The sequence below is a fragment of the Ruegeria sp. genome (assembly GCF_040830605.1).
Taxonomy (GTDB): domain Bacteria; phylum Pseudomonadota; class Alphaproteobacteria; order Rhodobacterales; family Rhodobacteraceae; genus Ruegeria.
This window is the reverse complement of the sequence record NZ_JBFOMD010000004.1, coordinates 611,799-637,616: the sequence shown is the minus strand read 5'-3', so window position 1 is coordinate 637,616 and position 25,818 is coordinate 611,799. Positions and strand designations below refer to the sequence as shown.

At 61.6% G+C, this 25,818-nt stretch carries 26 protein-coding genes and 1 pseudogene; 7 read left to right on the top strand and 20 right to left on the bottom strand.

Features of this window, described 5'->3' with window-relative positions; all coding sequences use genetic code 11:
• Positions 1-171 (bottom strand): annotated as a pseudogene (locus AB3N21_RS09870) (50S ribosomal protein L11); the annotation flags it as partial.
• Between the two features lie 244 nt (positions 172-415).
• On the opposite strand from AB3N21_RS09870, the gene AB3N21_RS09865 reads away from it, so the two are divergent.
• A complete protein-coding gene (locus AB3N21_RS09865; protein ID WP_367935060.1) occupies positions 416-1,204 on the top strand; it encodes a hypothetical protein in 789 nt (262 codons plus the stop codon).
• Positions 1,205-1,290: 86 nt separating this feature from the next.
• Here the strand turns inward: AB3N21_RS09865 and nusG are convergent, their stop codons facing one another.
• A complete protein-coding gene (gene nusG, locus AB3N21_RS09860; RefSeq protein WP_367935059.1) occupies positions 1,291-1,824 on the bottom strand; it encodes a transcription termination/antitermination protein NusG in 534 nt (177 codons plus the stop codon).
• Here nusG and AB3N21_RS09855 point away from each other — a divergent pair.
• Positions 1,823-2,035: a hypothetical protein gene (locus AB3N21_RS09855; protein ID WP_367935058.1), complete on the top strand. Its 213-nt coding sequence runs from the start codon at positions 1,823-1,825 to the stop codon at positions 2,033-2,035. The two genes, nusG and AB3N21_RS09855, sit on opposite strands and share 2 nt — an antisense overlap.
• Here the strand turns inward: AB3N21_RS09855 and secE are convergent.
• The 7 genes from secE to AB3N21_RS09820 all read right to left on the bottom strand — a co-directional run bounded on the left by secE (position 2,032) and on the right by AB3N21_RS09820 (position 7,986).
• Positions 2,032-2,229 (bottom strand): preprotein translocase subunit SecE, encoded by a 198-nt coding sequence (gene secE, locus AB3N21_RS09850; RefSeq protein ID WP_171177589.1) that lies wholly within the window; start codon positions 2,227-2,229, stop codon positions 2,032-2,034. The genes AB3N21_RS09855 and secE overlap by 4 nt on opposite strands.
• A 117-nt stretch (positions 2,230-2,346) precedes the next feature.
• Positions 2,347-2,745, bottom strand: a complete 399-nt coding sequence (locus AB3N21_RS09845) for a cupin domain-containing protein (RefSeq protein WP_367935057.1) — start codon at positions 2,743-2,745, stop codon at positions 2,347-2,349.
• 29 nt (positions 2,746-2,774) lie between these two features.
• The gene (gene ccoS / locus AB3N21_RS09840; protein WP_171177586.1) at positions 2,775-2,933 is read right to left on the bottom strand and encodes a cbb3-type cytochrome oxidase assembly protein CcoS; all 159 of its coding nucleotides are present in this window, start codon (positions 2,931-2,933) and stop codon (positions 2,775-2,777) included.
• Between the two features lie 4 nt (positions 2,934-2,937).
• On the bottom strand, positions 2,938-5,115 hold the full coding sequence (locus tag AB3N21_RS09835) for a heavy metal translocating P-type ATPase (protein ID WP_367935056.1): 2,178 nt from the start codon (positions 5,113-5,115) through the stop codon (positions 2,938-2,940).
• 4 nt (positions 5,116-5,119) lie between these two features.
• Complete coding sequence (locus AB3N21_RS09830) at positions 5,120-5,578, bottom strand: FixH family protein (protein WP_171177582.1); 459 nt, start codon at positions 5,576-5,578, stop codon at positions 5,120-5,122.
• Between the two features lie 2 nt (positions 5,579-5,580).
• Positions 5,581-7,008 (bottom strand): cytochrome c oxidase accessory protein CcoG, encoded by a 1,428-nt coding sequence (gene ccoG / locus AB3N21_RS09825; protein WP_367935055.1) that lies wholly within the window; start codon positions 7,006-7,008, stop codon positions 5,581-5,583.
• Positions 7,009-7,107: 99 nt separating this feature from the next.
• Positions 7,108-7,986 carry a LysR family transcriptional regulator gene (locus AB3N21_RS09820; RefSeq protein ID WP_367935054.1) on the bottom strand — a complete coding sequence of 293 codons (879 nt, stop codon included), beginning with the start codon at positions 7,984-7,986 and terminating at the stop codon, positions 7,108-7,110.
• A gap of 102 nt (positions 7,987-8,088) precedes the next feature.
• On the opposite strand from AB3N21_RS09820, the gene AB3N21_RS09815 reads away from it, so the two are divergent.
• Positions 8,089-8,250 carry a hypothetical protein gene (locus AB3N21_RS09815; protein WP_171177576.1) on the top strand — a complete coding sequence of 54 codons (162 nt, stop codon included), beginning with the start codon at positions 8,089-8,091 and terminating at the stop codon, positions 8,248-8,250.
• Between the two features lie 165 nt (positions 8,251-8,415).
• Here the strand turns inward: AB3N21_RS09815 and ccoP are convergent, their stop codons facing one another.
• From ccoP to ccoN, 4 genes are read right to left on the bottom strand one after another with little or no spacing between them, the layout of a single operon-like run.
• Complete coding sequence (gene ccoP / locus AB3N21_RS09810) at positions 8,416-9,285, bottom strand: cytochrome-c oxidase, cbb3-type subunit III (RefSeq protein ID WP_367935053.1); 870 nt, start codon at positions 9,283-9,285, stop codon at positions 8,416-8,418.
• Complete coding sequence (locus tag AB3N21_RS09805; RefSeq protein ID WP_171177572.1) at positions 9,282-9,467, bottom strand: cbb3-type cytochrome c oxidase subunit 3; 186 nt, start codon at positions 9,465-9,467, stop codon at positions 9,282-9,284. The genes ccoP and AB3N21_RS09805 overlap by 4 nt, the downstream gene beginning before the upstream one ends.
• 11 nt (positions 9,468-9,478) lie before the next feature.
• Positions 9,479-10,207, bottom strand: coding sequence for a cytochrome-c oxidase, cbb3-type subunit II (gene ccoO, locus AB3N21_RS09800; protein WP_171177570.1), 729 nt, complete (start codon positions 10,205-10,207; stop codon positions 9,479-9,481).
• A 14-nt stretch (positions 10,208-10,221) separates the two neighbouring features.
• Complete coding sequence (ccoN, locus tag AB3N21_RS09795; RefSeq protein ID WP_171177568.1) at positions 10,222-11,829, bottom strand: cytochrome-c oxidase, cbb3-type subunit I; 1,608 nt, start codon at positions 11,827-11,829, stop codon at positions 10,222-10,224.
• A 193-nt stretch (positions 11,830-12,022) separates the two neighbouring features.
• Here ccoN and AB3N21_RS09790 point away from each other — a divergent pair, with 193 nt between their 5' ends.
• Positions 12,023-12,862: a universal stress protein gene (locus AB3N21_RS09790; RefSeq protein WP_367935052.1), complete on the top strand. Its 840-nt coding sequence runs from the start codon at positions 12,023-12,025 to the stop codon at positions 12,860-12,862.
• Between the two features lie 119 nt (positions 12,863-12,981).
• Here AB3N21_RS09790 and AB3N21_RS09785 read toward each other — a convergent pair whose 3' ends face one another.
• Together AB3N21_RS09785 and glyA are read right to left on the bottom strand one after the other, a co-directional pair.
• Entirely contained in the window at positions 12,982-13,239 is a 258-nt protein-coding gene (locus AB3N21_RS09785; protein WP_171177564.1) for a GlsB/YeaQ/YmgE family stress response membrane protein, read from the bottom strand.
• Between the two features lie 57 nt (positions 13,240-13,296).
• Positions 13,297-14,619, bottom strand: coding sequence for a serine hydroxymethyltransferase (glyA, locus tag AB3N21_RS09780; protein ID WP_367935051.1), 1,323 nt, complete (start codon positions 14,617-14,619; stop codon positions 13,297-13,299).
• A gap of 98 nt (positions 14,620-14,717) precedes the next feature.
• Here glyA and AB3N21_RS09775 point away from each other — a divergent pair, with 98 nt between their 5' ends.
• Positions 14,718-15,590 (top strand): LysR family transcriptional regulator, encoded by an 873-nt coding sequence (locus tag AB3N21_RS09775; protein ID WP_367935050.1) that lies wholly within the window; start codon positions 14,718-14,720, stop codon positions 15,588-15,590.
• Here the strand turns inward: AB3N21_RS09775 and fnrL are convergent.
• Positions 15,587-16,330, bottom strand: coding sequence for a transcriptional regulator FnrL (gene fnrL / locus AB3N21_RS09770; RefSeq protein WP_367935049.1), 744 nt, complete (start codon positions 16,328-16,330; stop codon positions 15,587-15,589). The genes AB3N21_RS09775 and fnrL overlap by 4 nt on opposite strands.
• Positions 16,331-16,391: 61 nt before the next feature.
• On the opposite strand from fnrL, the gene hemN reads away from it, so the two are divergent.
• Positions 16,392-17,747 carry an oxygen-independent coproporphyrinogen III oxidase gene (gene hemN / locus AB3N21_RS09765; RefSeq protein ID WP_367935048.1) on the top strand — a complete coding sequence of 452 codons (1,356 nt, stop codon included), beginning with the start codon at positions 16,392-16,394 and terminating at the stop codon, positions 17,745-17,747.
• Positions 17,748-17,975: 228 nt separating this feature from the next.
• Positions 17,976-19,904, top strand: a complete 1,929-nt coding sequence (locus AB3N21_RS09760; RefSeq protein ID WP_367935047.1) for an elongation factor G — start codon at positions 17,976-17,978, stop codon at positions 19,902-19,904.
• A 103-nt stretch (positions 19,905-20,007) separates the two neighbouring features.
• Here AB3N21_RS09760 and AB3N21_RS09755 read toward each other — a convergent pair whose 3' ends face one another.
• From AB3N21_RS09755 to AB3N21_RS09740, 4 genes are read right to left on the bottom strand one after another with little or no spacing between them, the layout of a single operon-like run.
• Positions 20,008-21,585, bottom strand: coding sequence for an ABC transporter ATP-binding protein (locus AB3N21_RS09755; protein WP_367935046.1), 1,578 nt, complete (start codon positions 21,583-21,585; stop codon positions 20,008-20,010).
• Positions 21,582-22,688 (bottom strand): ABC transporter permease, encoded by a 1,107-nt coding sequence (locus tag AB3N21_RS09750; protein ID WP_367935045.1) that lies wholly within the window; start codon positions 22,686-22,688, stop codon positions 21,582-21,584. Before AB3N21_RS09750 ends, AB3N21_RS09755 begins: the two co-directional genes overlap by 4 nt.
• Positions 22,689-23,774 carry a microcin C ABC transporter permease YejB gene (locus tag AB3N21_RS09745; RefSeq protein ID WP_171177548.1) on the bottom strand — a complete coding sequence of 362 codons (1,086 nt, stop codon included), beginning with the start codon at positions 23,772-23,774 and terminating at the stop codon, positions 22,689-22,691.
• A 7-nt stretch (positions 23,775-23,781) separates the two neighbouring features.
• Positions 23,782-25,722: an extracellular solute-binding protein gene (locus tag AB3N21_RS09740; RefSeq protein ID WP_367935044.1), complete on the bottom strand. Its 1,941-nt coding sequence runs from the start codon at positions 25,720-25,722 to the stop codon at positions 23,782-23,784.
• Between the last annotated feature and the right edge of the window lie 96 nt (positions 25,723-25,818).

Sequence of the window (25,818 nt, the reverse complement as noted above, 5' to 3'; positions counted from 1 at the left end):
GGTCGGGCACGGAGCGCCGGGCTCCATGTCTGCGGTCTTGGCGTTGAACGCCTTGCAGAATTCCATGATGTTGATGCCGCGCTGACCCAGCGCCGGACCAACTGGCGGCGACGGGTTCGCCTGACCTGCAGGAACCTGCAGCTTCATTGTACCAGCAAGCTTCTTGGCCATTTGGTTTTCCTTTCAACTCGGTTGGGGCGCGCCCCGACCAGATTATGTTGCGTGGTCCGACCCAAGATCGCGATCCCGGAATCTCCCACGAGAGAATCTCGCCCGAAGACGATAGAGGCGGCATTTATAGGGGAATGGAGGGGTTGGCAAGGGGGTCCTCCCCGATCTGAAGCGACCGCTTTGGCTACCAATTCTGTGCAAAACTTCTAAGGAAAAATTGCACCCCTTTGCCTTACAGGTATCTATGGTTGAGGTATTGGAAGTCACAACAGCAATGAAACAGATTGCGGCTCTGCTCATCGCCCTTGTTTTGGCCATTCTGGCTTGGACGATCTACCCAGACAAGGTGGACGAGGACCGTCCAGATCCAGGCTTTCTTGCAACGGACGTGTTTTTCCGGCTAGGGGACGTCGTAATTTCGGTGCCGGTTGTATCGGTCCAACGACTAACCGAACCACCGATCAACTCGGAGCCACTTCCTAAATTCAGAAGAAGCGGTCCATTCGGGGAACCTCGATGGTTCGCAACGCAAGAGTACAAAGCGGCGATGCGTAAGCTCGCATCTGAACGAACGCAGCCTGCAGAAGTGTCCACAATTTGGCTGAACTTTGGGCCTTACGGAACCTACGGAGAACACTCCGTTTCAAGGGGAATATGCCCGAAGTTGTCGAGTGAATGGAGCCAAAAAGCGTGCCACAACCAACTTCGAACGGAGCTAAAAAACCTCCCTACCGAGTTTCACTTGTCGACTGAAACGGGTTTGGAAGTTTTCGCAAATCACCATTTCGAGAGTTATCCAAATACATCAGTGGCTGCCTTGATAGATGAGGTACGCCCTGTTCAAAAGGTGGGAAAAGCGGCTTGCGCTGACGGTAAAAGGGGTTGTTACGCAGCGATCTTGGTGACTGATGAGCTTTTTGCAATTTGGCCCTATGTTTGCGCAGGCGCCAGCGAGGAAATATGCAGAAACAAGCTTGAAGCGGAGGGAGCTGAAATTCAAAATTTCGTAAGGACCGAGCTCCGAACTGACTGACGCTCAAAATCCACTATGTCAGCAGATCACAAAAAAGCCGCGCTGCCCGTGGCACCGCGGCTCTGCAACATTCGCCGAAAACTTCTTCAGTTCTGCTTGGTAACCTGCGTGAAGTCCAACTCGACCGGGGTTTCCCGGCCAAAGATCGAGACGGTCACTTTGAGCTTCTGGTTCTCGTCGTCGACGCCTTCGACCATGCCGTCGAAATCCTCGAACGGGCCGTCGTTGACCTTGACCTTTTCGCCCACCTCGAAGGTGATCATCAGCTTGGGCGCTTCTTCACCTTCCTGAACGCGGTTGAGGATCTGGTTCACCTCGGCATCGCGCATTGGCATCGGGCGGCCCTGCGGACCCAGGAAACCGGTGACCCGGTTGATCGAGTTGACCAGGTGATAGCCCTGATCGGACATTTCCATATGCACCAGCACATAGCCGGGCATGAAGCGGCGTTCGGTCGTGACCTTCTTGCCCCGGCGCACTTCGATCACCTCTTCGGTGGGCACCAGAACCTCGTCGATGTCATCCTCAAGGCCCTGTTCGGCCACGGAAGTGCGGATCTGTTCTGCGATCTTCTTTTCGAAATTCGAAAGAACGCTGACCGAATACCACCGTTTCGCCATGAACCTGCCGTCCTTGCTTTGCCTTTGGCCCGTTCCTCTGTCGAACGTGCCCGTTACTGAATCTGTTCGCGGCGCCGCCGCGGTTTCCGGAATAAAAAGCGGCGCGCAGCCCGAATCGCCGCACGCCCATCCCGAAAGGTATCGCGTCACCTACTCCGACATCGCGCGCGGTGCAAGAGGGCGCCTGAGTTTTGGCGGGCGAAATGCCTAGTTGAAAGCGCCCAGAACCAATTGCAGGCCGCCGCGGATGGCCAGATCGACCAGCGCAAAGAACACAGCGGTCAGAGCGGCCATGATGAACACCATCACCGTGGTCAGCAGCACCTCGCGGCGGGTCGGCCAGACGACCTTGGATACCTCGGCGCGGACCTGCTGGATGAACTGGATCGGATTGGTGGTGGCCATGTGGCTTGAGTCTCTCTAATAGCGATTGGCCGGGACATAGCCGGGCATTGCGGCAAATTCAAGAGCGCCCTGCGGCCCGGACCGGATTGTGAACACCGGGTGCAGCTGTTGCACCCCTTACGTCCTGAGATAGTCCGCGTCCAAGACTTTCTCAAGCCAGTCGGCCACCCGCCCGTCCAGTGCCTCCTGAATGGCCAGATGTTCCATCGCCGTCTCGGGACCCGCGCCGTGCCAGTGCTCTTCCCTCGGCGGGATCCACACCGTGTCGCCGGGCCGGATCACGCGCGGCGCCTCATCGCGCAAACCGACCAGCCCGCAGCCCGACAGCACATGCAGCGTCTGGCCCAGCGGATGCGTATGCCATGCGGTGCGTGCGCCGGGCTCGAACGCGACCCGCAGTGCCCGCACCCGGGCGGGCTCAGACGCTTCGATCACCGGGTCCTGCCAGACGGTGCCGGTGAACCAGTCCGCGTTTGCCCTGCGGGTGGGTCGGCTGCCTGCCGGGTATATCTCCATGGCGTGTCCTCCCTGCAGGCCCGCGCCGGTCACGGCTTGGGGCGGTCGTCCCATTCCTTATTCAGAATGCGCCGCGCGTCGCCTTCGGGATCGTCATATTGGTTGCTGCGCACGGTGTAGATGAACGCCACCAGTCCGACGCCGCCCAGAAACAGCGAGATCGGGATCAGATAGGCCAACACTTCCATGACATCACCTCAGCCGCAGCGCGTTAAGAGATACCGTAATCGACGAGGTCGACATCGCCAATGCGGCAATCAGCGGCGTCGCTAGGCCAACCACCGCCAAGGGCACGGCGATCACGTTGTAGACCGTGGCGATGCGGAAGTTCTCGCGAATCCGTTTCGTGGCCCGGACAGCGGTGTCGCAGGCGTCAGCGATGGGCGACAGATCCTGCCCCAGCAGCACGATGTCCGAGGCCACCCGCGCCGCATCCAGCGCCGAGGCGGGCGAGACCGACACGTGTGCTGCTGCCAGCGCAGCCGTGTCGTTTAGGCCATCGCCCACCATCAGCACCCGGCGCCCCTGTTCGGCCAGCGCCTGCACCCGGGCGGCCTTGTCCTGCGGCAGCGCCTCGGCCAGCCAGTCGGTGATGCCCAGCCGTCCGGCCAGTGCCTCAACCGCGGCGGAGGTGTCGCCCGAGATCAGCAGAACTTGTTTGCCTGCCTGCCGCAGGGCTGAGACCGCCTCGGCGGCGCCAGGGCGCAGGGCGTCGGTGAAGTAGAACCCCATCGGCGTGCGGTCGCCCACGGCCAGCCAGGCTGCGGTCTGGGTGCCCTGTTCGGCTCCGGTCCAACCCGCGCGGCCCAGCCGGACCCGCTGACCGCGGAACTGGCCCTCGGTGCCGTATCCCGGGACCTCAGTCACTTCGGTCACATTTGCGGGCTTGATCCCGGCGTCGCGCGCCGCCCGGGCCAGCGATACCGAAAGCGGATGCGCGGAGGCTTCGGCTAGTGCCAGCGCGATCTCAAGATCAGTGCGGGCGTGATCGCCCAGATTGGTCAGTTCCGGCGTGCCTGCGGTCAGGGTGCCGGTTTTGTCGAATACAACCGTGTCTACCTCGGCCAGCCGCTCCAGCGCGGTGGCGTGTTTGATCAGCATCCCCTTGCGGAACAGCCGCCCCGAGGCCGCCGTGGTCACGGCAGGAACGGCGAGACCCAGCGCACAGGGGCAGGTGATGATCAGCACCGCCGCAGCGATGTTCAGCGCCGTGCGGACGTCGCCGGAATAGATGTACCAGCCCACGAAGCTGAGCGCCGACAGGATATGCACCCCCGGCGCGTAGAGCTTGGCGGCGCTGTCGGCCAGCGAGGTGTAGCGTGACCGCCCGGATTCGGCGATGGCCACCAGATCGGTCATCCGGTGCAGCGAGGTGTCCTGCCCGACAGCGGTGGCGCGGATGGTCAGCGGGCCAGTCAGGTTGACCTCTCCCGCGCTGACGGTGAGACCGGGTTCGGCGAAGACCGGCAGCGTCTCGCCCGTCAGCAGCGAGCGGTCGAGTTCGGACTGCCCCTCGACAATCTCGCCATCCACCGGCATTCGCCCGCCGGGACGCACGAGAACCAGATCGCCGAGTTGCAATGTGGAAACGGCCACCTCTTCCTCGGCCCCGTTCACCAGACGGATGGCGCGGGGCACCTCCAGCGCGGCCAGTTCCTCGGCCGCCGAGCGGGCCACGGCGCGGGTGCGGTAATCCAGGTAACGCCCGGCCAGCAGAAAGAAGGTCAGGGCCAGGGCGGCATCGAAATAGGCATGCTCGCCGCTCAGCGCGGTTTCCCAAAGCGAGGTCACCAGCGCCAGCAGGATCGCCAGCACGATGGGTACATCCATGTTCAGCCGCCGGACGCGCAGGGCGCTCCAGGCGTTGACAAAGAAGGGCTGCGCGGAAAAGGCAATCGCGGGCAAGGCAATCGCCGCCGAGATCCAGTGGAACATGTCCCGCGTGGCGTCCGAGGCGCCGGACCAGACCGACACCGACAAGAGCATCACATTCATCGAGGCGAACCCGGCCACCGCCAGCCGCATCAGCAGGTCGCGCCCGGCCTTGTCCGCCTGCGTCGCCGACAGGGCGCCGGGATCAAGCTCATGCGCCTCATAGCCCGCGCGTTCCAGTACCGGGATCAGATCGGCGGCGCGCACCTCTGGCTCGGCCTGTACCATCGCCCGTTTGAGCGTCAGGTTGACCCGGGCGCTGTCCACGCCGGGAAAGGCGTTCAGCTCACGCTCGACGGTGGCGATACAGGCCGAGCAGTGGATGCCCGGCAGCGACAGCGCGATCTGCACGTCCTCGGGGATGGGCCGCGCCGGTTCGCCCGGAGTGGCGATGCAGCCGGGACAGGCGGCCGTGCCGGGACGTATCTGCGCGGTCATTCGTTCAGCCCTTCACATGCAGCACGACGCGCTGGCTGAACTCGGTGCCTTGCGCATCCTTGGCCACCATGCGGATGTTCCAGTTGCCAGGCGCCAGTTCGGCCTTGGCGACATAGGCGGTGCCGTCGAAGCGGAACTCGGGCGTGATGTCCTGCTGCACATGGGTCGCGCGCCCGATGGTCGCTTTCAGCTCGGCCACCTCGACCGGTTGCTCGGCATCGTCTGTGATGGCGATGAACACCAGCCCGCCCGCTGCATCGGCCCGGACGGACCAGCCCAAGGCCTCCTGCGCATCGCGACGCTCGTTGAACTCCTGACTGGCGACGTAGGAGTTCTTGACCTCGAGCCCCGGGAAGGTTTTGACGGCGCTGTAGGCCAGCACCAGATTGACCGCGATGATCACACCGAAGGCCGCCACGAATAGGGCCAGCGCGTGCTTGCCGGTGAATTGACGTTCAGCCATGGTCAGTTCCCTCGTCCATTGAACGTGGTGTCCTTGTAGGCGCGTTCGCCGCTGGTCAGATCCTCTACCCAGATGCGCACCGGCGTATTGGCCGTGTTCGACGGCGCGGCATCCTTGGAGGCCACGATATATACACGAGTCAGCTGCGCCGTGTCAGCCGGAACATTGACGACGTCATAGAGCGTGCCCTCGATCTGCAGCCGCATGGACGGATCGCCAGATGCCGACAGCTTGAAGACCCGGCCCTCGCCATGCTTGTTGCGCAGCCGGACGTCATAGGTGTTGCGGATCGCGCCGTCAGAGAGCGTCACGAAAGTCGGGTTGCGCACCGGGGCCACGGTCAGGTCGATATCCGAACGGATGAACAGCGCAAAGAGCAGGGCAAAGCCCACCGCCGCCCACATGCCGGTATACATGATCGTGCGTGGGCGCAGGATGTGCTTCCACACGTCCTTGGGCGGTTTCCCGGCCCGCTCGTTGGCCTCATCGCTGAGCGCCATATAGTCGATCAGGCCCCGCGGCTTGCCGATCTTGGCCATCATGTCGTCGCAGGCGTCGATGCACAGGGCGCAGGTGATACATTCGAGTTGCTGACCGTCGCGGATGTCGATGCCCACCGGGCAGACATTGACGCAGGCCATGCAGTCGATGCAGTCGCCCAGTTCCGAATCCGCCGTGCGCTTGCCCTTGCCGCGCGGTTCACCGCGCCATTCGCGGTATCCGACAACCAGCGTGTCCTCGTCCATCATCGCGGCCTGAATGCGCGGCCACGGGCAGGCATAGATGCAGATTTGTTCGCGGGCGATCCCTCCGAAAAAGAAGGTGGTGCCGGTCAGGATCAGCATGGTCGTATAAGCGATGGGATGCGCGTTGCCGGTCACCAGATCGCGCGCCAGCGTCGGCGCGTCGGCAAAATAGAACACCCAGGCCCCGCCGGTGGCGAGGCCGATCAGCAACCAGGCGATCCATTTGGTCAATCGCAGCCGTACCTTGCGAAGGTCGAGCTTTTTCTGACGGTGCAGGCGCAGGCGGGCGTTGCGGTCGCCCTCGATCCAGCGCTCGACCAGAATGAAGAGGTCGGTCCACACTGTCTGCGGGCAGGCATAGCCGCACCAGACCCGGCCCAGCGCCGAGGTGAACAGGAACAGGCCCAGCCCGGCCATGATCAGAAGCCCTGCCACGAAGTAGAACTCGTGCGGCCAGATCTCGATCCAGAAGAAGTAGAAGCGCCGGTTGGCCATATCCAGCAGCACTGCCTGATCCGGCAGGCTGGGGCCACGGTCCCAGCGAATCCACGGGGTCAGGTAGTAGATCCCCAGGGTCACCGCCATGATGATCCATTTCAGATTGCGGAACGTGCCCGAGACGCGGCGCGGAAAGATCGGCTCCCTGGCGGCGTAGAGGCTTGGGGCTGGATTGGAATCGCTCACGGATGTGCTCCAGATCTGGGGGCTTATGAAAGCGTCTTCTCACAGATCATACATGGTCCAACTTTGACATGGGTCAAAACGCGCATCGGGTACGCATCTTTATTGCCCGGCCCGCGCCTGCCGCCTGAGCCAGGTGACAAAGGTCTTCACGTGCGGACGCAATGGAGATAGGCCGGTTACGAGGTGATATCCGCTTTGGCCCGGCTCACGATAGAGCTCGGTCAGTTGCCCGGTTTCGATCTCACGTTCGACGAAATGCCGCACCGTGACGGTCACCCCCTGCCCGGCCCTGAGCCCGTCCAGCAGCAGGTTTCCGGGCAAGGCAATCCGACCGGCGTTGCCCAACCGCTCGACACCTCGCGATGCCAGCCAGGCTGAGGCCTCGGTCGTTCCAAGCTCTTCAAGCCAGGGAAGTTCTGCAAGTTCGGCGGGCGTAAGCGCGGTTTTGTCGCCAAGCAGCGACGGAGCGGCAACGACCACCATCGGCGTTTCGATGAACATCTCGGACTGCACCCCGGGCCAGCCGCCTGCGCCGTATCTGAGCGCGAGGTCGATACCTCCCGGGCGGAACTCAACCAACTCAGGCGTGGGGTCCAGAACAAGATCGATGCCCGGATGCGCCTCGCGGAACCCGGGAAGGCGCGGCATCAGCCATGAAGCTGCAAAAGATGACGTCAGCGAAACATGCACTGGGCGCGCGTCACCGCCCTGCGCGAGATCTCCGACGGCGGCACCAATGGCCCCGAACCCCAGTTCCAGCGCGCGGGCCAGATGCCGCCCTTCGTTGGTCAGCGTTAGGTTCCTGCCGGACCGGTCCAGCAGGGCCACGCCAAGATGCCGCTCCAGCGCGCGCAATTGCTGGCTTATGGCAGCGTGACTGACATTCAGTGCGCGCCCGGCCCGCACTACATTCCCGGTCTCGGTAAAGGCGGAAAAGGCTCGAAGGGCCGCCAGGGGAGGTAGCTTTAACCAATCCATCTGTAACTTCATCTTACATATAGGAGCGCCAATTAAGTCGCATTTCCGGCCCACACAATCAATATGGATTGCAGGAGAAGACAGCAGACACGGAGAAGCGGGATGCTTTCGATCTATGCAAGAGCTTTCATGACCGCCACCCGGCAGGACGCCACGCGGATCAGCGACGCACCCAAACCGGGTGATGCGAATCCGCGCCGGGGGGTGCGGAAACAGCGCTGGTGGCCGCGCTGGGCGGGTGATGTGAACCTGAACAACCTGTGATCGGTCCAAACGGAAAAACACCCCGTCTGGCATCTGGACCGGGTGGGGGTTCTGTCTATAGTCTGGAAAAATTGGCGCCGGCTGTCCAGGAAACGCGCGAACAGATTGAACAGCCGGCACCTCACCCTTCAGGCAGCCCCGCTGCCTGAAGGTATCTCTTAGCTATTACTCACCACCGCCCAACTGGTGGACATAGGCCGACACGGCGCGAATCTGCGCCTCGGTCAGGCGCGTGTTCCACGCGGGCATGACACCAAAGCGGCTGTTGCTCACGGTGTCGACCAGCGTGTCGTAGTCACCGCCGTAGAGCCACAGGGCATCGGCCAGGTTCGGTGCGCCCTGCTCCCGGTCGCCGGTGCCGTCTTCGGCGTGGCATGCGGCACAGTTGTCGGCATAGACCACCGAGCCAGCCTCGACTGCGCCCGCATCCTGCGGATCACCTGACAGCGACATGACATAGTTCACCACCTGGTCGATCTCTTCACTGCTCAGCAGTTCGTCACGGCCAAAGGCGGGCATCTCGGAATAGTGCGCTTCGTCGCTGTCCTCGTTGCGGATACCGTGGGTGATGGTGAAGTGGATCGCCTCCATGTCGCCGCCCCACAGCCAGCTGTCATCCAGCAGGTTTGGATAGCCCTTGGCGCCCGCCGCGCCCGAGCCGTGGCACTGGGCGCACCAGGTCTTGAACACAGCGCTGCCTGACGACACCGCGTAGCTGTTCAGCTCGGCATCGGCTGCGATCGCGGTCAACTCGACCGAGGCCAGACGGTCGTTGATCGGTGCGTTGGCCTCTTCGACCGCTGCGATCTCGGTAGCCACGTCGGCGCGGGTGGACCAGCCCAGCACCCCGGCGGTGGCCGAGTTGACCAGCGGCCAGGCCGGATAGGCAATGGTGTAGATCACACCCCAGATGATGGTGGCGTAGAAGGTCCACAGCCACCAGCGCGGCATTGGGTTGTCGAATTCCTGGATACCGTCCCAGACATGGCCGGTTGTCTTGGGATCACCCGGTTGCTTTTCAGGTGTCTTGCTCATTGCCGCGCCTCCTCGGATGTGGCGGGTTTGTCTTGATGCCGGAACGGGATGTTGGCGGTGTCCTTGTATCCTTTGCTGGCACCGGGGCGGAAAACCCAGATGACGATGCCAACGAAGAAGGCAAAGAGCAGCAACAACATCCAGCTATCCGCGAATTGCCTAAGGATTGTGTATTCTTCCATCACGACCCCCCTTAGCGGCTTTCATCCGGGGTGAAGGTCGAGAAATCGACCAGCGTGCCCAGCATCTGCAGATAGGCGATCATCGCATCGGCCTCGGAAACGCCCGGCTGACCGTCGAAGTTGCGCACATTGACCTTGTCGCCGTAGCGCTCGAGCAGGCCGTCATAGTCGCTGTCCGGATCGGCCTGTGCCCTGAAATCGGCGACGGCGTTGTCGACCATCTCTTCGGTATATGGCGTACCGACCAGCGCATTCGCTGCCATGATGTCGCCAATGTACCTGCCGTCGATCTTCCTGTCTTCGAGGAAGCCATATTTCGGCATCACCGATTCCGGCACCACCGCCTGCGGGTCGCGCAGGTGATCCACATGCCACTCGTCCGAGTAGCGGCCGCCGACACGGGCTAGATCGGGCCCGGTCCGCTTGGATCCCCACTGGAACGGATGGTCATACATCGACTCGGCCGCCAGCGAATAGTGGCCATAGCGTTCGACCTCGTCCCGCATCGGGCGGATCATCTGGCTGTGACACACATAGCAGCCTTCGCGGATGTAGATCTCGCGCCCCGCCATTTCGAGAGGGGTGTAGGGGCGCATCCCCTCCACCTTCTCGATGGTGTTTTCCAGCCAGAACAGCGGTGCGATCTGCACGATGCCGCCGATGGTCACGACCAGAAAGCTGAAGATCAGCAGGAGGGTCGCGTTGGTCTCGAGGATCTTGTGTTTGTCGAGAATTGCCATTGCTCCGGCCCTCCTTATTCAGCCGGGACCGCGACGGTCAGGCTGGCCTCTTTGGCCGGCGCTTTCCGCACAGTCATCCACAGGTTGTAGCACATGATCAGTGAGCCAGCGAGGAACAGAACCCCACCCAGACCACGCACCACATACATCGGGAACTTGGCAGCAACGGTGTCGGCGAACGAGTTCACCAGGAAGCCGTTGGCATCCACTTCGCGCCACATCAGGCCTTCCATGATACCGGTGACCCACATCGACGCGGCGTAGAGCACGATGCCGATGGTGGCGAGCCAGAAGTGCCAGCTGACCATCTGCAGCGAATACAGACGCTCACGCTTCCACAGGACAGGCACCAGGAAGTACAGCGCACCAAAGGTGATCATGCCGTTCCAGCCCAGCGCGCCGGAGTGCACGTGACCAATGGTCCAGTCGGTGTAGTGGCTGAGGCTGTTGACCGCACGGATCGACATCATCGGGCCTTCGAAGGTGGACATGCCGTAGAAGCCGACCGAGATCACCATCATGCGGATGATCGGGTCGGTGCGCAGCTTGTCCCAGGCGCCGCTCAGGGTCATCAGACCGTTGATCATGCCACCCCAGGACGGCATCCACAGCACCACCGAGAACACCATGCCCAGCGTCGAGGCCCAGTCAGGCAGCGCGGTATAGTGCAGGTGGTGCGGACCGGCCCAGATATACAGGAAGATCAGCGCCCAGAAGTGGATGATCGACAGCTTGTACGAGAACACCGGACGCTCGGCCTGTTTCGGGATGAAATAGTACATCATGCCCAGGAAGCCTGCGGTCAGGAAGAAGCCCACGGCGTTGTGGCCGTACCACCATTGGATCATGGCGTCCTGCACACCGGCCCAGACGATGACCGATTTCGAACCCCAGATGCTGACCGGGATGGTCATGTTGTTGACCAGGTGCAGCATGGCAACCGTCACGATGAAGGACAGGTAGAACCAGTTGGCCACGTAGATATGCGGCTCTTTCCGCTTGATGATGGTGCCCAGGAATACCGCCAGATAGGCGACCCAGACAATGGTCAGCCACAGGTCCACATACCATTCCGGCTCGGCATATTCCTTGGACTGGGTGCCACCCAGCAGATAGCCGGTTGCCGCCAGCACGATGAACAGCTGATAGCCCCAGAACACGAACCAGGCCAGATTGCCGCCCCAAAGACGCGCGGCGCTGGTGCGCTGCACCACATAAAACGAGGTTGCGATCAGCGCGTTACCGCCAAAGGCAAAGATCACCGCCGAGGTATGCAGCGGGCGCAGCCGGCCGAAATTGGCATATCCTTGCGCCCATTCGAAATTCAGCACCGGAAAGGCCAGTTGGAATGCGATGAATGTGCCTGCCAGAAATCCGACCACACCCCAAAAGGCGGTCGCGATCACACCGTAGCGCACCACGTCATCCATGTATTCGCCTGAGCGATCGGTCAGGATGTCAGGTTCGTCGGTGTTGCGCAGAGTCCAGATAAACAGTCCGCCCGCGATCAGCATCACCAGCACGGCATGCACCTGATAGGCTATATCGCGCGCATAGTTGGTCCCGATCGCGGCAAATACCACGACCAGACCAAGCGCGATCAGCTTGATATAATTCGACATATTGCGTCCCTTTGCCATGTCCCGTGCGATTCTTGCGGCGCGCAGGACTCTTTAGACTGGCTGCTGTATTGGAGAACGGCAGCCAAGGTTGCTTTGATCTGTGTCAAGACAGTACCCCGATTTCTATGACAGGCATAACCCAATGATGGGAAAAACGGCGCGCATTTTGGCGCACCGGAACCGAGAGGTTGAGATGGCATACAAATCCCTGCTGACCGTAATGACAGAGACCAAACTGGCCGAATCCGCGCTGGCTCAGATGGTGGCGTTGGCGCAGGCGCAGGACGGCCATGCCGAAGCGCTGTGCCTGGGCGTAGACCGCAGCCAGACCGGCTATTACTACGCCGGGGCCAATGCGCTGATCCTGCAGGAGACACTGAGCCGGGCCAATGCCGAGGCCGAGGAGATTCTGGGGTTCGCCAAGGATTATCTGGGCAAATCCGGCGTCCGCTGGTCTGCCGAAAACGGCGTGGCGCAGATCGCCGATCTGGGCCGGCATGTGGCGCATCGGGCGCGATTCTCGGATCTTGTGGTACTGCCGCGTCCTTATGGCGAAGATCGCGGCGCCGAGGCCGAACCGATTGTCGAGGCGGCAATGTTCGATGGCCACGCGCCGGTGCTGGTGGTTCCAGATGAGGCGCAGGCGTTCTCCAAACCCGGCACCATCCTGATCGGCTGGAACGAAGGCGTCGAGGCGATGCGCGCAATCCGCCGCGCCCTGCCCTTCCTGCAGGCCGCCGAAACGGTGCGCATCGTGGTGATCGACCCGCCGCAGCACGGGCCGGACCGGTCCGATCCCGGCGGAATGCTGTCACAGATGCTGTCGCGCCATGGCGTGAGGTGTGAAATCGACGTGCTGAGCAAGACGATGACCCGGGTGTCGGACATCCTGAACCGCCACGCCGCCGACACCGATGCCGACATGATCGTGATGGGCGCATATGGTCACTCCCGCTTCCGCGAGGCGATTCTGGGCGGCGCCACCCGCAACATGCTGGAACAGGCGACCGTGCCGGTGTTCATGGCGCACTAGGCGAAGAAGCGGTGAAAGCCGCTTGCACGCGGCTTAAGCGGTTTTGAAACCGCTTGCTTCAAGGCGTTTGCAAACGCCTTGCGCCCAAATGGAAAAGCCGCCCCGAGGGGGCGGTTTTCTCATTTGGCCTTGCGGATCAGTCCGATCAGGAACAGCAGGATCACCGCCCCGATGGTCGCATGCAGGATGGAGGCGAACAGCCCTCCCCCGACCGAGAACCCCAGCGCCGGAAAGATCGTGCCGGCCAGAAAGGCGCCGACGACGCCAACGACGATATTGCCGAGGACGCCAAAGCCGCGCCCCTCCATGATCTTGCCCGACAGCCAACCGGCCACCGCGCCCACGATCAGCATTCCCAACAGGCTTCCGAACTGCATCACCGCCTCCGTATTTCTCTCGCTTCCGCACCACTAGAACACGCAGCGGCGCGGAGGTCACGTCCGCACGTAATGCATGTCCTGAAACTGTCCGCGCATTTCGCGGGTTCGCGCGGCGACTTGTTCGGGGTCGTTGCCGGTCAGCCCCTGCGCCACCAGTGCCGCCAGTTCCGCCGCATGATCAGGCGTCACCCCGCGCCGCACCAGTTCCGGGGTGCCGATGCGCAGCCCGTTCATGTCTCCGTCAACCGGAGCAATCGGCAACCCGATGCCGCAGGCCAGGAACCCGGCCCGGCGCAGGGTTTTGGATGCCGCCTGACCGCCATCGAATGCGGCCGCCTCAATCGCGAACTGGTGCGAGGCCGTGGCCCCGCCCTCGCCTTTGAATACCGGCACGCCCAGCGCCTGCATCTCGGCGGCCAGAGCCTGCGCCAGATCGACCATGGCAGTGCCATAGGCCGGGCCATAGTCGACCCAATCCAGCAGCGACAAGGCCAATGCCGCCGATTTCGCTGCGTCGAAATTGGCGGTCATGCCGGGAAAGGCGATGGCGTCCAGACGCTCGGCAATGTCGGCATCATTGGTCACGATCAGTCCGCCTGCGGGCCCGCCGAGGCTCTTGTAAGTGCTCATCGTCATCATATGCGCGCCCTCGTCCAGCGGATTGGCCCAGACACGACCAGCGATGATGCCGCATTGATGCGCCGCATCGAACAGGACCTTGGCGCCGACCTCGTCGGCAATCTCGCGCACCTTGGCCACCGGGTGCGGAAACAGGTTCAGCGAGCCACCCACGGTGATCAGGCGAGGCTGCTCCGCCTGCACCAGCGCCCGCAGCCCCTTCAGATCGAGGCTGTATCCATCTACATCAACCGGCGCATTGACGGTTTTCAGCCCATAGAGCCCCGCACAGCCATCGGAGTGGTGGGTCACGTGGCCCCCGATGCTGGCAGGCGGTGCGATGATCGTGTCCCCGGGCCGGGTCAGAGCCATAAAACCGTAGAGATTGGCCAGCGCGCCCGAGCCCACCCGGATCTCGGCATAGCGCGCGCCAAAGACGCGGGCCGCGAGTTCCGCCGCGATCACCTCGATCTCTTCGATCGCCTCAAGCCCCATCTCGTATTTGTCGCCCGGATAGCCCAGCGACGGACGGCTGCCCAACCCTTCGGCCAGCACCGCCTCGGCGCGGGGGTTCATCACATTGGTCGCCGGGTTGAGGTTGAAGCACTCGGCATCGTGGATCTCGCGGTTGCGCGCAATCAGGGCATCGATCCGGCTAGCAGTCGCGGCACTGTCGGCGCCTGCGGTGTGGGTGGCAATCTCCTGCACCCGAGTTTCGCAATGGGCGGGCACCCAGGGGCGGTGGGCAAGCTGTGGCATTCGATCCTCCATGATTTAGCGGCAGAATGCGTGACGTGCCACTTGCGCACAAACCAGTTTTCCGAAAAATTAGGGTTAGAAAAACTGAATCTTATTCGATGCCCATTGCCCCTCCACGCCCGAAATCCTTTCCGCTTAACGCGCTGCGTGCATTCGAAGCAGCCGCGCGGCTGAAAGGGTTTGCAGCAGCAGCCGAAGAATTGGGCGTCAGCCCCGGCGCGATTTCGGCCCATGTCAAATCGCTGGAGGAGGAGTTGGGGGCGCCGCTGTTCGATCGCGCCGCACGGGGCGTGATCCTGACTGCGGTCGCGCGCCGGGTGTTGCCGGAGTTGACGCAGGCCTTTGACGCGCTTGGACATGCAACCCAGACGCTGCGTGACGAGGCGATGCCACATGTCGTTCACGTAGTGGCGCTGCCGTCCGTGGCTCAGCTTTGGCTATCTCCGCGCCTGCCGGAACTGCGGGCTGCCGCGCCGGATACCGAAATCTCTCTGACCGCAATGGAAACGCCGCCAAATCACAAACGTGCGCCTTACGATCTTTACCTGTTCTACGGGGACATGCCGGGCGAGATCGTGGCGGATGACACGATCTATCCGGTGTGCGCTCCGGCATTGGCCGAGCGTCTGAACACGCCGGAGGACCTGCGCAAAGTGCCCTGCATTTCCGATACCACATGGGCGGATGACTGGCGCCTTTGGGCAGAGGCTGCGTTCAAGGGCACTGAGTTTGCACCACGCGGGCCTGCATTCTCGCTTTACTCACTGGCTGTGCAGGAAGCGGTGAACGGCGCGGGTGTCCTGATGGGGCATGAGGCCCTGATCGCACCTTACCTGCGCCGGGGCGAATTGACCGCACCGTTCGACATCCGGGTTCAGCTAAACAGCAAGCTAAAGCTCTGGAGCCCCAAACCGCTCCGGTCGAATTCTCCGGTCGGGAAGGTGGCGAACTGGCTGCGCGAAATGGCCTAGACCAGAAACCCGCCATCGGTGTCGTCGCCCGCCTCTTCCATCAGACGGCCCATATCTGGGATGGTCACGTGGCGCTTGCCTTCCAGCAGAATCACCCCGTCCCGCTTGAGCGCCGACATCTGGCGGCTGACCGTTTCCAGCGTCAGGCCCAAGTAGTCCGCCATCGCCTCGCGCGTCAGCGGCAGGTCGAAGACCATCGGCCCGGACATACCGCCCTTGGTCAGCGAGGCGTCGCGGCGGGCGATGATCGACAACAGGCTCGCGATCTTTTCCCGCGCCGTCTTGCGACCCAGAACCAGCATCCATTCGCGCGCCGCGTCCAGTTCATCGAGCGTCATCTGCAACAGGCGCTGCGCGATGTGCGGAGTGTGCGCCATCAGCTCTTCGAACGGCTTCTTGCGGAAACAGCACATGACGATATCCGTAGTGGCAACAACGTCATACGGTGCAAAGTCACGGCCGGGACGACCCACGAAATCGCTGGGCAACAGCAGGCCCACCATCTGCGTGCGCCCGTCCTCCATCGTCTGAGTTAGGCTGGCGATACCGGAGACCATCGAGCCGACAAAGCTCATCTGATCGCCCGACCAGATGATCGTCTGCCCCGCCTCGAAGCTGCGGTAATACTTAATTTCCTCCAGCGCCTCGAGCTCGTCCTGATCGCAATGCGCGCACACGGCACGGTGCCGGATCGGGCAGTCGCCGCATTTGGAATGGTCCGTGTGTATCTGAAAATTCATCCGATCATCCACTTGATCTCGGTCAAGGCATCCGTTTCAGGCGTCACATAACGGTAATTGCATGATAGCGAAATCTCAATTGGCCCGGCTCGGACTTTTTGACGCGAAAGTTCCGCGCTATACGAGCTACCCGACCGCCCCCCATTTCAGCAATGACGTGGGGGCTGACATGTTTGGCGAGTGGATTTCCGGCATTCAGCCGGGCAGTTCCGTCTCGCTTTATATCCATGTGCCGTTCTGTCGGCGGCTGTGCTGGTTCTGCGCCTGCCGCACCCAAGGCACCCAGACCGACAATCCGGTCATCGCCTATGTGGACACGCTGAAGGCCGAGCTGGACCTACTGGCCGCACGCCTGCCCGAGGGGGTTACCCTGTCGCGGCTGCATTGGGGCGGCGGCACGCCCACGCTGCTGCAACCGGACCTGATGCGGGATCTGGCGGGGCGGATTCTGGATATCGTGCCGTTGGGCCCCAAGGCCGAATTCTCGGTCGAGATCGACCCGAACGAGATCGACGAGGCGCGGCTGGACGCACTCTCCGAGGCGGGGATGAACCGCGCCTCGATCGGGGTGCAGGATTTCGACGGCGAGATCCAAAAAACCATCGGGCGCATCCAGAGCTACGACGTCACCCGCAAGGCCGCCGACATGATTCGCGCCCGCGGCATCCACAGTCTGAACGCCGATATCCTGTATGGCCTGCCGCACCAGACCAAGGCGCGGATGACCGAAAGCGTGCAGAAACTGCTGTCGCTCAATCCCGACCGGGTGGCGCTTTATGGATACGCGCATGTGCCGTGGATGGCCAAACGGCAACAACTGATCCCCTCGGACGCGTTGCCGACCCCGGAAGAACGGCTGGACCTGTTCGAAACCGCCCGGAAGCTGTTCATGTGGGACAATTATGCCGAGATCGGCATCGACCACTTTGCCACGCAGGAGGACGGGCTGACCCAGGCGCTGAAAGCCGGGCGGCTCAAGCGAAACTTCCAGGGCTATACCGACGATCAGGCCGAGGTTCTGATCGGCGTTGGCGCCAGTTCGATCTCGCGCTTCCCGCAAGGTTATGCGCAAAACGCACCCGCGACGTCTGTCCACACCAAGGCCATTCGCGACGGCCAGTTCTCAACTTCGCGCGGGCATCTGTTCAAAGGGCAGGACATCCTGCGGTCGCGCCTGATCGAGGCGCTGATGTGCGATTTCCGGATCGACCGGGGCGAGACCCTGCGCGACTACGACGTCACGCCATCCACGCTGAACGAGATGTTTGCCGACGCCGACCGCGCCTTTCCCGGCCTTTTACGCATCAGCGACAACGGGCTGTTCATCCCACCCGAGGCCCGTCCGCTGACCCGCATGATCGCCCGCAGTTTCGACGCTTATGACCTGAGCAAGGCGGGCCACAGCTCGGCCATCTGATCCGGGCGAAAAACACATTTGGGCGGCGGGCCGCAGGAAAAGGTCCGCCGTTTCTCTGCGCAGGGGCTTGACGCCAGCCGCCCGGATTTCCCACACTCGACAGGCCGAGGCAAACCCCCGCCCCGCGCACCTGAGGCAGGCACCATACGGACAGACGCCGCTAACGCTTGTGCGTTCGCGACACTCTCATCGTGCAGCAAACTGCAACCTGAGAGAGGGACAGCACTCATGCGCGTCTTCACCGTCCTCGGCCCGACCCAATCGGGCAAATCTACTCTCGTCGAGGCTATTAGCCGCCTCGACGGCAGGCCCACCACATTCGACGTATCCGGGACCGTGCACTTGCACGGTTTTTCTTACTTGGGCGAGCCGTGGTGCGCGATCGACGTGGACGGGGGCGGAGATTGTCTGGCCTATGGCGGGCCAGCGATGGCCATTTCGGATGCCGCCGTCGTGGTGGTTCCGCCCGACCCGGACACCGCCGTGCTCTGCGCGCCTTATCTGCGGCTGGTGGAAGAGGCGGGCATTCCCTGTTTTCTGTTCATCAACCGGATGGACCATCCCAACGGCCGTATCCGCGACATCATCGCGGGGATGCAGACCTACTGCACCCACCACATCGCCCTGCGGCAGGTGCCGATCCGCGATGGCGATCAGATCGTCGGCGCAGTGGACCTGATCTCGGAACGCGCATGGAAATATCAGGAGGGGCAGCCCTCGGCCCTGATCGAACTGCCACAGGCGGTCGAAGAACGCGAGCAGGAGGCGCGGGCCGAACTGCTCGAAACCCTGTCGGATTTCGACGACAACCTGCTGGAGCAGCTGATCGAGGACAAGCAGCCGCCCAGCGCCGAGATTTACGATCTGGCGGCGCAAGTGTTGCAGAACCACCAGTTGATCCCCGCCTGTCTGGGTGCGGCCAGCCATGGCAACGGGCTGACCCGGCTGATGAAGGCGCTGCGCCACGAGGCCCCCGAGTTCGACATAGCCGCGGGCCGCGACGAGGCCGAGGAAGGCGCCCGCGCCATTGCCGGGTTTGCCGATGTGAAGAAGCATATCGGCAAAATCACCGTGCTGCGCGGCTTGGGCAAAGGCGTACAGGCGCATGAGGCTCTGGGTGGTGAAACCGTGGGCAGCCTGACCACGCTGGATGCCAAGACCCAGATCCCCACGCTCGAAGCGGGTCAGATCGGGCTGGCGGTGAAGTCGGATCACCTCAACCCCGGATTCCTCTATGACAGCAAATCGGCGACCCCGCTGCCGGAATGGGCAAGCCCGCATCCCTCGGGCCACCGGCAGAGCGTGTCGCCCGCGCATGAGCGCGACGATGTGCGTCTGTCCAATGCGCTGGCCCGCCTTGGCGAAATCGACCCCGGCCTGCAGGTCGGCCATGCCGAGGGCAGCGGCCATGCGGTCTTGGGCACCCAGGGCCCGCAGCACATGCGGCGGCTGGTCGCCAAACTGGACGAGGATTTCGGTATCGAGGTCCAGACCGAACCGGTCGAAACCGCCTATCGCGAAACCATCCAGAAACCGATCGAGCACCGCCACCGCCACCGCAAGCAGTCGGGCGGCGCAGGGCAATTCGCCGATGTGGTGATCTCGGTCGAGCCGATGCCACGCGGCGCAGGGTTCCAGTTCGATGAGGTGGTCAAGGGCGGCGCGGTGCCCAAGAACTACATCCCCGCCGTTGAGCACGGGGCCGAGGACGCGCTGGTGGAGGGGCCCGAGGGCTTTCCGGTTGTGGACGTCAAGGTGACGCTCAAGGACGGCAAGCACCATGCGGTGGACAGCTCGGATTATGCGTTCCGCACAGCGGGTAAGAATGCCGTGCGCGAAGCGCTGCCGGAGGCGAAACCGGTGGTTCTGCAGCCGATCCTGCATGCCGAGATCCATCTGCCCTCGGTCTACGTGGGGGATCTGGTGCCCACGATCAGTTCGCTGCAGGGACAGGTGCTGGGGTTCGAGGGCAATCCAAATGCCTCGGGTTGGGAGATCTTCAACGCGCTGCTGCCGGCAGTGGCCGAAGACGAGCTGCACCGCACGCTTGCCAGCGCGACGCGCGGAACGGGATGGGTGAAGCTGAACTTTGATCATTACGAGGAGCTGCGTGGCCAGGTGCCGAAATCGGCGCGCGAGAAGGTGGAGAGCGCCTGAGCTCTACTGCCCTTACGCGGGTTATTCAGGGGCCAAGGCGTTTGCAAACGCCTTGCAACGCGGTTTTCGAACCGCGTTAAGCCGCTTCCAAGCGGCTTGGCCCCTACCCGGCCGCTGCGACCAGTTCGCGAGTGTAGTCGGTCCGTGCGTTTTCGAACAGGTCGTCGGCGGCGCCCATCTCGACCACATCGCCCTGCCGCATCACGATCACCTGATGCGACATCGCCCGCACCACTTTCAGATCGTGTGAGATGAACAGATAGGCCAGTCCGTATTTGCGCTGCAAATCCCGCAGCAAATCGACGATCTGTACCTGCACCGTCATGTCCAGCGCACTTGTGGGCTCGTCCAGCACCAGCAGCTTGGGCCGCAGCACCATCGCCCGCGCAATCGCGATCCGCTGGCGCTGACCACCCGAGAACTCGTGCGGGTAGCGGTCCATCGCTGCCGGGTCGAGCCCCACTTCGGTCATCACCTCGGCCACCAGCTCACGCGGGGCGCGGTGTGGGTCGACTTTGTGGATGGCCAGCCCCTCGGCAATGATCTGCATGCAGGTCATGCGCGGGCTGAGCGAGCCGAACGGGTCCTGGAACACGATCTGCATGTCCTTGCGCAGCCGCCGCAACTCGCGCGTGGACCAGTCGCGCACATCCTGCCCGCGAAAGGTGATTTCGCCCTCGGACGAAATCAGCCGCATCAGCGCCAGCGCCATCGTGGTCTTGCCTGAGCCGGATTCGCCAACAATCCCCAGCGTCTCGCCTGCGCGCACGGTGATGGTGGCATCGTTGACCGCCTTTACATGGCCCACGGTGCGTTTGAGAAACCCGCGCTGGATCGGGAACCAGACCTTGAGTTTGTCGGTTCGCGCGATCTCTTCGGCATCCGGCGCCACCGGATCGGGTGAACCCGAAGGTTCCGCTGCCAGCAGTTTCTGCGTGTAAGGGTGCTGCGGGTTGTCGAAGATCTCGGCGGTCGGGCCGGTCTCGACAATCTCGCCATCCTTCATCACGCAAACCCGATCAGCGATGCGCCGCACAATGCCCAGATCATGAGTGATGAACAGCATCCCCATGTTCTCGGCCTTCTGCAACTCAGCCAGCAGCTCGAGAATTTGCGCCTGAATGGTCACATCGAGCGCTGTCGTCGGCTCGTCCGCGATCAGGATGTCGGGCTTGTTGGCCAGCGCCATGGCGATCATCACACGCTGGCGCTGCCCGCCCGAAAGCTGGTGCGGATAGCTGTCCAGCCGCTCACGCGCGTCGCGGATGCCCACCTTGTCCAACAGTTCGACAATCCGGTCGCGCGCGGCCTTGCCGGTCAGGCCCTGATGCAGGGACAGCGATTCCGCCATCTGTTTCTGGATCGTGTGCAGCGGGTTGAGCGAGGTCATCGGTTCCTGAAAGATGAAGCTGATGTCGTTGCCGCGCACGTCCATCAGCCGCTGTTCCGAGGCGCCGATCATCTCTTGCCCGTCATAGGTGACCGAGCCCTCGATCTCGGCGCTTTCGCCCAGCAGTGACACGGTGGAAAGTGCGGTTACCGACTTTCCGGACCCGGATTCGCCTACCAGCGCCACTGTCTCGCCTCTATCCACGGCGAACGACACGCCCTTGACCGCCGATGTGACCTGCCCATCCTGCCGGAAGGACACATTCAGGTTCTTTACGTCCAGCAGGCTCATGAGAAAGTCTTTCTGGGATCGAACGCATCGCGCACGCCTTCGAAGATGAAGACCAGCAGCGACAGCATGATGGCAAAGGTGAAGAACGCGGTGAAGGCCAACCACGGCGCCTGCAGGTTCTGTTTCGCCTGCAGGGTCAGTTCGCCCAGCGACGGGGCCGAGGAGGGCAGGCCGAAGCCGAGGAAATCCAGCGACGCCAGACCGCCGATGGTGCCGGTCACGATGAACGGCATGAATGTCAGCGTCGCCACCATCGCGTTGGGCAGCATGTGACGGAACATGATGGTCTTGTTGCCCACGCCCAGCGCCTTGGCGGCACGCACATATTCCAGATTGCGCGCCCGCAGGAATTCGGCCCGGACCACGCCGACAAGGCCCGTCCACGAGAACAGGATCATCAGCGCCACCAGCAGCCAGAAACTTCGGCCCAGAATGGCGAACATGATGATGATGACATAAAGCGATGGGGTGGCCGACCAGATCTCGATAATGCGCTGAAAGATCAGATCCAGCCAGCCGCCGAAATAGCCCTGAATGGCACCAGCGAAGATGCCGATCAGGCTGGCCACACCGGTGACAAACAGCGTGAACAGGATCGACAGGCGGAAGCCGTAGATCACCCGTGCCAGCACGTCGCGTTTGGTGTCATCCGTTCCCAGCCAGTTCTGGGAATTGGGCGGCAGCGGCGCCGCACCGGGGCGATCGACAGAGGTGTTGTAAGAATATGGGATCAGCGGCCAGATGGCCCAGCCCCGTTCGAAACCCTGTGCGGCGTAGGTTCCGGCCTCGATCTTCTCCAAAACGCCATCGGGATCATCGAAGCATTCCTCCTGCCCGCCGCTTGCGATAAGACACCGCACCTCGGGGTCGCGGTAAATCGCCTCGGTCTGGAAGTCTCCGCCGAACGCGGTCTCGGGATAGACCTTGAAGATGGGCGTGAAGTAATCACCCCGATAGTTGATCAGGATCGGTTTATCGTTGGCCAGAAACTCGGCAAAGAGCGACAGGCCGAACAACACGGTGAAGATGATCAGCGACCAGTAGGCCCGGCCATTGCGGCGGAAGTTGCGCCAGCGGCGCTGGTTGAGCGGTGACAGCGCCATCTACCCCTCCCGCTTTTCGAAATCGATGCGCGGATCGACCAGCACATACATCAGGTCGCTGATGATGCCGACCACAAGGCTCATCAGGCCGAAGATGAAAAGCGTGCCGAAGATCACCGGATAATCCCGCGCCACAGCGGCCTCGAACCCCAGACGACCCAAACCGTCGAGCGAGAAGATCGTCTCGATGATGATCGAGCCCGAGAAGAAGACGCCGATGAACACCGCCGGAAAGCCCGCGATCACGATCAGCATGGCGTTGCGGAACACATGGCCATAAAGCACCTTGCTTTCGCTCAGACCCTTGGCCCGCGCGGTCATCACATAGTGTTTCTTGATCTCGTCCAGAAATGAGTTCTTGGTCAGCAGTGTCAGGGTTGCAAAGGCGGAAATGGTCGAGGCAACCACCGGCAGGGTGATGTGCCAGAAGTAATCGACGATCTTGCCGCCGAGGCTGAGGTTATCCCAATTGTCCGAGGTCAGGCCCCGCAGCGGGAAGATCTGCCAGTAGGACCCGCCCGCAAAAAGCACCAGTAGGAGAATCGCGAACAAAAAGCCGGGAATCGCATAGGCGACGATGATTGTCCCGCTGGTCCAGGTGTCAAAGGTCGATCCATCCTTGATCGCCTTACGAATGCCCATTGGAATCGAAACCAGGTAAGCGATCAGTGTCGACCACAAGCCAAGCGAGATCGAAACCGGCATCTTCTCCAGAACCAGATCGATAACGCTAATCGAGCGAAAATAGCTCTGCCCGAAATCCAGAGTCAGATAGTTGCCCATCATGCTCAGGAACCGCTGCAGCGGCGGTTTGTCGAACCCGAATTCTTTTTCAAGTTCCTCGATAAACTCTTTGGGCAACCCCCGTGCGCCGAGGTATTCGCTGTCGGACCCAAACGTCTCTTCAGTGGGTGCGCTTTCGCCACCAGCGAAACCCGCAAAAACGTCCCCTTCACCTTGCATTTGGGCAAGGATTTGCTCGATTGGCCCACCCGGCACGAACTGTACCAGAGTGAAGTTGACCACCATGATCCCGAGAAGTGTCGGGATGACCAGCAGCAGTCGTCTTAGAATATATGCTCCCAAGGCTTCGTTACCTCAGTGCGCCGGCAGCTTTGAGCGCCTTGTATTTGTCTTCGTTGAACCACCAGAAATCCAGATACCCGACCCCGAGCGGCGGTAACTCTTCCGGATGTTCGTACATGTCGTAATACGCGACCCAATTGTCTGCGACGTATCCAGCAGGAATCTGAATACGCAAGTAACGCAATGTACGATCCAGCGCTTTCAGCGACGCTATTTCTTCTTCGCGCGACTCGGTCAGCAATGCGGCCTCGATGATCGCATCGACAAGCGGATCTTGCAGGGACTGCGGGTTATAAGACGACACTACGGCAGTTTCCGATCCGTATGATTGCTTCAAACCGGTAGACGCAATCTGAAACGGTTGATTGCGGAAGAAGATCATGTCCCAATCTTTGTCGTAGTAACGCTGCGTATATTGCGCGGTGTCGACTTTTTCCGCCTCGGCGCTGATCCCAAAGCTGGCAAGGTTTGAAACATAGGTTGTGATGATTGCTTGCGCTGTGTCCGAAGACGCTGCCGATTGCATAATCTTGAACCGCATGGGTTCGCCGGACGCATTGCGCAGCTTACCTCCCGCACCTACTTCCCAACCCGCTTCGGCAAGAAGTTTCAGCGCCTTACGCTTATTCCGACGATCCGTTTGCCGGTCGGCGTTGGACGTGTGTGCCAGAACGGCCTCTTCGGAAAACATCTCGGCCGGAACAAGATCACCAAGGCTTTCCAGGAACGCCTTTTCCAAGCCCTCTGGTACGCCCTTGGCCTCGACTTCGGAGTTTTCCGCAAAGGAATGGCGCTGCTTGGTCAGCCCATATTGCAGCGACGCCGAGGTCCACTCAAAATTGAACGCCAGACTCAGCGCTTCACGAACGCGTTTGTCCTTGAACGGGTCGCGCAGGAAGTTGAACACGAATCCTGTCGGGATCGGCGGGTTCTGATCCGCGATGGTTTCGAGCTTGACCTCCCCCTTATGCACGGCAGGAAAATCATATCCTGTTGCCCATTTCTTGGTGCTGCCTTCTGCCCTGAAGGTGTAGATACCGGCCTTGAAAGCCTCAAACTCGGCTGCATCGTCAGCGAAATATTCGACCCTTACCCGCTCGAAATTGTGGCGCCCCTTGTTGATCGGCAGGTGCCAACCCCAATAGTCGGGATTTCGCTTGTAGACGATGTATCTGTTGATCTCGAAATCATCGACCACGTAAGGACCACTGCCCATCGGCGTTTTCAGGCTTTGCTTGTCGAGCCTTTCTCCGGTTTCTTCGTACCAAGTCTTTGAAAAAACAGGAGTTCCGCCAACTTGCGAGATGAGCGACCGTCGAGAGATTCCATCGACGAAGTTATACTTCAGAGTGTGATCGTCGATGATTTCATACCCTTCGATTCGCTCCTTCACTGCGCGCGCATAGCTACGGATGCCCTGTTCAAGGAACAGGTCGTGAGTGAACGCGGCATCTTGCGCCGTTAGCGGTGTACCATCGGCAAAACGCGCTTCGGGGCGCATGTGGAATACACACCACCGCTTGCTTTTTGGGTACTCGACGGTTTCGGCAATCAGACCATAGGCGTCCGTGATTGAATCTGCCGGGGTTGCCGTCCCGAATGGGCCATCCCCGAACATGCCTTCTGCGATAAGGCCGGAAAAGAGACCCGCTTTGCCCTGCCAGTTGAACCGGTTCATACCGTCAAAGGTGCCGCGCGTGCTGACTGAAATCTCGCCTCCAACCGGAGCATTCGGATTCACGTAGTCGAAATGAGGGTAGCCAGCGGGATATTTCAGGTCACCGAAATATGAGTAACCGTGCGAGATGATGATCTCATCGTCGCCTGCAGCGCTGGCCAGACCGGTGACAGAATTTGTCGCGGCAGCCATCGCTCCGGCCCCAAGGAACTGCAGTGCCGTCCTCCGGTCGATATCAAATCCGATATCAGGGAACTGTCTGTTCGTCATAACGGCCTCTCCTGCGGTTCGTGTCATTCTTGATCTTGTGGCCGTTAGCTAAAGGTCCAGCCGGGCGAGATTCAAGTTTAGAATATGTGAACGCTT

Coding starts and splice junctions, on each gene's coding strand:
- AB3N21_RS09820 (WP_367935054.1), bottom strand. CDS start 7,986: ATGGATTGGTTAAAGCTACCTCCCCTGGCGGCCCTTCGAGCCTTTTCC.
- AB3N21_RS09790 (WP_367935052.1), top strand. CDS start 12,023: ATGGCATACAAATCCCTGCTGACCGTAATGACAGAGACCAAACTGGCC.
- secE (WP_171177589.1), bottom strand. CDS start 2,229: ATGGCCACCACCAATCCGATCCAGTTCATCCAGCAGGTCCGCGCCGAG.
- hemN (WP_367935048.1), top strand. CDS start 16,392: ATGATAGCGAAATCTCAATTGGCCCGGCTCGGACTTTTTGACGCGAAA.
- ccoP (WP_367935053.1), bottom strand. CDS start 9,285: ATGAGCAAGACACCTGAAAAGCAACCGGGTGATCCCAAGACAACCGGC.
- AB3N21_RS09750 (WP_367935045.1), bottom strand. CDS start 22,688: ATGGCGCTGTCACCGCTCAACCAGCGCCGCTGGCGCAACTTCCGCCGC.
- AB3N21_RS09740 (WP_367935044.1), bottom strand. CDS start 25,722: ATGACGAACAGACAGTTCCCTGATATCGGATTTGATATCGACCGGAGG.
- glyA (WP_367935051.1), bottom strand. CDS start 14,619: ATGCCACAGCTTGCCCACCGCCCCTGGGTGCCCGCCCATTGCGAAACT.
- AB3N21_RS09835 (WP_367935056.1), bottom strand. CDS start 5,115: ATGACCGCGCAGATACGTCCCGGCACGGCCGCCTGTCCCGGCTGCATC.
- AB3N21_RS09815 (WP_171177576.1), top strand. CDS start 8,089: ATGCTTTCGATCTATGCAAGAGCTTTCATGACCGCCACCCGGCAGGAC.
- AB3N21_RS09785 (WP_171177564.1), bottom strand. CDS start 13,239: ATGCAGTTCGGAAGCCTGTTGGGAATGCTGATCGTGGGCGCGGTGGCC.
- AB3N21_RS09760 (WP_367935047.1), top strand. CDS start 17,976: ATGCGCGTCTTCACCGTCCTCGGCCCGACCCAATCGGGCAAATCTACT.
- AB3N21_RS09775 (WP_367935050.1), top strand. CDS start 14,718: ATGCCCATTGCCCCTCCACGCCCGAAATCCTTTCCGCTTAACGCGCTG.
- AB3N21_RS09805 (WP_171177572.1), bottom strand. CDS start 9,467: ATGGAAGAATACACAATCCTTAGGCAATTCGCGGATAGCTGGATGTTG.
- AB3N21_RS09830 (WP_171177582.1), bottom strand. CDS start 5,578: ATGGCTGAACGTCAATTCACCGGCAAGCACGCGCTGGCCCTATTCGTG.
- AB3N21_RS09865 (WP_367935060.1), top strand. CDS start 416: ATGGTTGAGGTATTGGAAGTCACAACAGCAATGAAACAGATTGCGGCT.
- fnrL (WP_367935049.1), bottom strand. CDS start 16,330: ATGAATTTTCAGATACACACGGACCATTCCAAATGCGGCGACTGCCCG.
- ccoS (WP_171177586.1), bottom strand. CDS start 2,933: ATGGAAGTGTTGGCCTATCTGATCCCGATCTCGCTGTTTCTGGGCGGC.
- AB3N21_RS09755 (WP_367935046.1), bottom strand. CDS start 21,585: ATGAGCCTGCTGGACGTAAAGAACCTGAATGTGTCCTTCCGGCAGGAT.
- ccoO (WP_171177570.1), bottom strand. CDS start 10,207: ATGGCAATTCTCGACAAACACAAGATCCTCGAGACCAACGCGACCCTC.
- ccoN (WP_171177568.1), bottom strand. CDS start 11,829: ATGTCGAATTATATCAAGCTGATCGCGCTTGGTCTGGTCGTGGTATTT.
- AB3N21_RS09845 (WP_367935057.1), bottom strand. CDS start 2,745: ATGGAGATATACCCGGCAGGCAGCCGACCCACCCGCAGGGCAAACGCG.
- AB3N21_RS09855 (WP_367935058.1), top strand. CDS start 1,823: ATGAACCTGCCGTCCTTGCTTTGCCTTTGGCCCGTTCCTCTGTCGAAC.
- nusG (WP_367935059.1), bottom strand. CDS start 1,824: ATGGCGAAACGGTGGTATTCGGTCAGCGTTCTTTCGAATTTCGAAAAG.